The sequence below is a fragment of the Mycobacterium sp. TH-M106 genome, assembly GCF_057473765.1.
In genome coordinates this window covers 1-4404 of sequence record NZ_JBYCLE010000478.1, presented here as the reverse complement: position 1 = coordinate 4404, position 4404 = coordinate 1, and the positions used below count along the sequence as shown (strand labels likewise).

4 protein-coding genes and 1 pseudogene are annotated in these 4404 nt (G+C 61.5%); 4 read left to right on the top strand and 1 reads right to left on the bottom strand.

Translation table 11 applies throughout. The annotated features are described in order from the left end of the window. Positions 1-133: pseudogene (locus AC2VOP_RS17000) on the top strand (CoA pyrophosphatase); the annotation flags it as partial. Positions 134-262: 129 nt separating this feature from the next. On the opposite strand, the gene AC2VOP_RS16995 reads toward AC2VOP_RS17000, so the two are convergent. Continuing rightward, entirely contained in the window at positions 263-442 is a 180-nt protein-coding gene (locus AC2VOP_RS16995) for a hypothetical protein (protein WP_343709277.1), read from the bottom strand. 227 nt (positions 443-669) lie between these two features. Here AC2VOP_RS16995 and AC2VOP_RS16990 point away from each other — a divergent pair, with 227 nt between their 5' ends. From AC2VOP_RS16990 to AC2VOP_RS16980, 3 genes are all read left to right on the top strand, one after another. Further along, a complete protein-coding gene (locus AC2VOP_RS16990; RefSeq protein WP_486962054.1) occupies positions 670-924 on the top strand; it encodes a hypothetical protein in 255 nt (84 codons plus the stop codon). 466 nt (positions 925-1390) lie between these two features. Beyond that, positions 1391-2884, top strand: coding sequence for a CoA-acylating methylmalonate-semialdehyde dehydrogenase (locus tag AC2VOP_RS16985; RefSeq protein ID WP_343709275.1), 1494 nt, complete (start codon positions 1391-1393; stop codon positions 2882-2884). A gap of 19 nt (positions 2885-2903) precedes the next feature. Then, positions 2904-4277: an aminotransferase class III-fold pyridoxal phosphate-dependent enzyme gene (locus tag AC2VOP_RS16980; RefSeq protein WP_486962053.1), complete on the top strand. Its 1374-nt coding sequence runs from the start codon at positions 2904-2906 to the stop codon at positions 4275-4277. Positions 4278-4404 lie beyond the last annotated feature (127 nt).

Here is a 4404-nt window from a genome sequence, read left to right as displayed (position 1 = left end):
ACAGATCCCGTTGGGCAATGACCTCATCCACGCGCCGACGGGTGCGGTGCTGCTGCAACTGCGGTGGCTGGGCCTGGAAGGGCGCCACGACCCGGTTTACGAACTGGAACAACCGGTGTTCGCCTGGAAGTAGCCCGATCCGCCCGGTGCCGGTCAAGGTAGGCGCAGATCATGTACACGAGTGCCTGCTGTTCGGCGGAGGTATCGACGGGGGTCCCGGCGACGAACTGAGACACCACCAGCCCGCGCATCGCCGCCCAGATCAGGTCGCCGATCGCGGAGGCGTGCGGGCATGATCAGGAAGAAGATCTTGCGAGGCAATAAGTGCCCGCGTTGCGGTGCAAAAGTCGACCATGGCGCCGGCAGCCCGTGCGCTTCCGGCGAGGCCGCCGCCCTGGTTGTGGTCGACACCGTCGAGCCCGATATGAGTGTTGATCTCCACACCCAGTTCTCGTACCGCTCGCACACCTTGTCGAGGGCGACGCCGTATGGATCAACCCACGACCGGGCCTGCCACCCACAGCGATGTCAGCACGCCGCGCTTGAACACGATCATAAAACGATTCGGTAGGCCAGGCTGTCACACCGAAAATAACCATTGATGTCGCGGTCGACGGGGCGCGACAGCCTACTTAGGCCGACCCGGCGTGGCGGGCCTATCGGCTTTCGGTGCTGCCCGGTTTCATCACCTACCTGTATCCGCGTATATCCGGGATCAAAGTTCCGCCAGCCGAACTGAAGCCGCTGAGCACCAAGGGAGCCACGCCGTACTTGTATTCGTCCCAGGACATCGAGGCGCTGATGACAACAGCGCGAGGTTCGCGCTCACCGATGGTCGCGGCGGCCTACGAAACGCTCATCGGCTTGACGGCGGTGACGGGCATGCTCCACGGGGAAGCGCTCAACCTCGGAACGCCGCGATAGCGACCTCACAGGCGGTAGGCTTGACATCCGCAACGGGAAATTTGGCAAGAGCCAGCAAGTGCCGCTGCAAACATCCACCGCTGCGGCGCTGATCGACTACGACCGCAATCGGGCCCGACTGCTCCCAACACCGACCGCGGCGAACTTCTCGTTGCCCAATGTGGGCACCCGGTTGTCGGACTGTCGAGCGGAATCGACCTCCCGCGACCTGGTCAGCCGTGCCGGACTGCAGCCACGCTCGGCCAGGTGTCGCCCCCGGTTGCACGACCTACGGCATTAGGTGCAGATCCCATGAACCCGCGGCAACCACTGCACCACCGAATGGTACTTACAGGTTGTAAACAAATCGTACAAAAATATGACCTACTGACAATGTCCCTTCCGGGCGTCAGGCCCCAAACTTGACGGGGTCGATGGACTGCGGGGTTGAAACCGACCCGCACGTTGTTAACGAGGGAAGGTCGCAATGCCGGTTACCATCAGTCACTGGGTCAACAATCAGTTGTTTACGGGCGGAAGCGGGGCGACCGCGCCGGTGACCAACCCGGCCACAGGGGCCATCACGGGCGAGGTGGCGTTGGGGAGCGTCGCGGATGCGCGGGCGGTGATCGACGCGGCTGCGGCAGCCTTCCCCACGTGGCGCGACACCTCGCTCGCAAGGCGAGTCGCGACCCTATTCGCATTTCGGGAGCTTCTCAATGAGCGCAAGCCGGCACTGGCAGAGCTGATCACCAGTGAGCACGGCAAGGTGGTCTCCGATGCTTTAGCCGAGGTGACACGCGGCCAGGAGGTTGTCGAGTTTGCCTGCGGCATTCCTTCTTTGCTTAAGGGCGGGTTCACCGAGAACGCCTCGACCAAGTTGGATACGTACTCGATCCGCCAGCCGCTGGGCCCGGTGGGCATCATTTCGCCGTTCAATTTTCCTGCGATGGTGCCAATGTGGTTTTTCCCCATTGCGATCGCCTGCGGTAATACCGTGGTGGTCAAGCCGTCGGAGAAGGACCCCAGCTCGTCGTTGTGGGTGGCCGAACTCTGGAAGGAGGCCGGACTTCCTGCAGGAGTGTTCAATGTGTTGCAGGGAGACAAGACCGTTGTCGACGAGATGTTGGCTAATGAAAAGCTCAAGTCGATCAGTTTCGTCGGGTCAACGCCGATCGCGCGGTACGTCTATACCAACGGCACCGCGGCGGGCAAACGGGTGCAGGCCTTGGGAGGGGCCAAGAATCACGCGGTGATCCTGCCCGACGCCGACCTGGATCTGGCCGCTGACGCGATGGTCAGCGCCGGCTTCGGCTCTGCGGGTGAACGCTGTATGGCTATCTCAACCTGCGTAGCCGTCGGACCGATCGCCGACGATCTGGTCGCCAAGATCGCGGAACGCGCCGCCGCCATCAAGACTGGTGACGGGACCAGGGGATCGGACATGGGCCCTCTGGTGACGAAGGTGCACCGGGACAAAGTCGCTGCCTACATCGGTGCCGGTGAGGCCGCAGGTGCCAAAGTAGTTCTTGACGGCCGCCAAGTTTCACCGGATGGCGACGAAGACGGTTTCTGGTTGGGCCCAACGCTGATCGACAACGTCACGCCCGATATGACTGTCTACACGGATGAGATATTCGGGCCGGTATTGTCGGTGGTGCGGGTCGAGACGTACGACGACGCAATGGAATTAATCAATTCCAATCTCTATGGCAACGGCACGGCGATCTTCACGTACGACGGTGGTGCAGCCCGGCGTTTCCAAAATGAGGTCGAGGTCGGCATGGTCGGCATTAATGTCCCTATACCGGTCCCGATGGCGTACTACAGCTTCGGTGGCTGGAAGGCGTCCCTTTTCGGTGACATCCATGCCCACGGCGCCGAAGGAATCCAATTCTTCACCCGTGGCAAGGTCGTCACGCAGCGCTGGCCCGATCCCAGTCATGGTGGCGTGAACCTTGGCTTCCCCGAGAACAAGTGAGTGGCTGACCATGGCAATCATGCCCGACACTTTCACTCTTCCTAACAATCTGTCAGTCGAGGAAGCTAGGCTACTGGCAGCGCGCGCCTACGAACTCGATCGCGCACATGTATTCCACTCGTGGTCGGCGCAAGCTCAGCTCACGCCAATGACGGTGGTCGCGTCAGAAGGCTGCTACATCTGGGATGGTAATGGAAACAGGCTGCTGGACTTTACATCTCAGCTGGTATACACGAACATCGGCCACCAGAACCTTCGCGTCATAGAAGCGATCCAGGCTCAGGCCGCAATGTTGTGCACGGTGGCACCTCAGCACGCAAACGATGCCCGTTCGGAGGCTGCGCGCCTAATCAGCGAGCGCACTCCAGGCGACTTGAACAGGATATTCTTCACCGCCGGTGGCGCCGACGCCAACGAACACGCCGTCCGCATGGCGCGACTGCACACCGGAAAGTACAAGGTGCTGAGCAGGTATCGCTCTTACCACGGCGGCACGGACACCGCGATCAACTTGACCGGCGATCCTCGGAGGTGGCCCAACGACCGCGGCAGCAGTGGCATCGTGCACTTCTTCGGGCCATTTCTCTACCGCTCGCAATTCAGCGCCTCCACCGAGCAGGAGGAAACGCAGCGCGCACTGGCTCATCTTGACGAGGTCATTCGTCTCGAGGGCCCGTCGACCATTGCCGCAATAATTCTGGAATCGATCCCGGGCACGGCGGGTGTAATGGTGCCCCCTCAAGGGTATATGGCTGGCGTACGCGAGTTGTGTGATCGCTACGACATAGCCTTTATCGCCGACGAGGTCATGGCAGGATTTGGCCGCACCGGAAAGTGGTTCGCGATCGAGCATTTCGATGTTGTTCCCGATTTGATGACGTTCGGTAAAGGCGTCACATCCGGCTACGTGCCCCTCGGTGGCGTGGCAATCAGTCCGGCGATCGCCGATACTTTTGCCCACCGTGTTTATCCGGGTGGCCTCACCTATTCAGGGCACCCGCTGGCCACGGCTGCCGCGGTAGCCACGATCAATGTGATGGAGCGCGACGATGTCGTTGGCAACGCTGCACGCATCGGGGAGGAAGTCATCGGGCCTTGTCTTGCGGACCTCGCAGACCGCCACCCCTGCGTCGGCGAGGTCCGCGGAATCGGTATGTTCTGGGCCGTCGAGCTCGTTGCCAACCAGAGCACTCGGGAACCGCTGGCGCCGTACGGCGGATCCAGTCCCGCGATGGCGGCGGTCATAAACACCTGCAAGGAGGGCGGAATGTTGCCGTTCGCTAACTTCAACCGGATTCACGTCGTCCCGCCCTGCACCATCACTGAGCAAGAAGCGCGAGCGGGGTTGGCAATCCTCGACGCGGCGCTTACTGTTGCCGACGGAATGCTATAGGAGTTTCGTTGAATTATCGAAGAGCCTAGGGTGTCCATCCCTACGCTGGCCACGCTGTATGGCGCCTCTCCGGCACGAACCGGTTCACTGCCGTGCCCAACGCTCGTCGAGCGTGGCGCGTCGAACG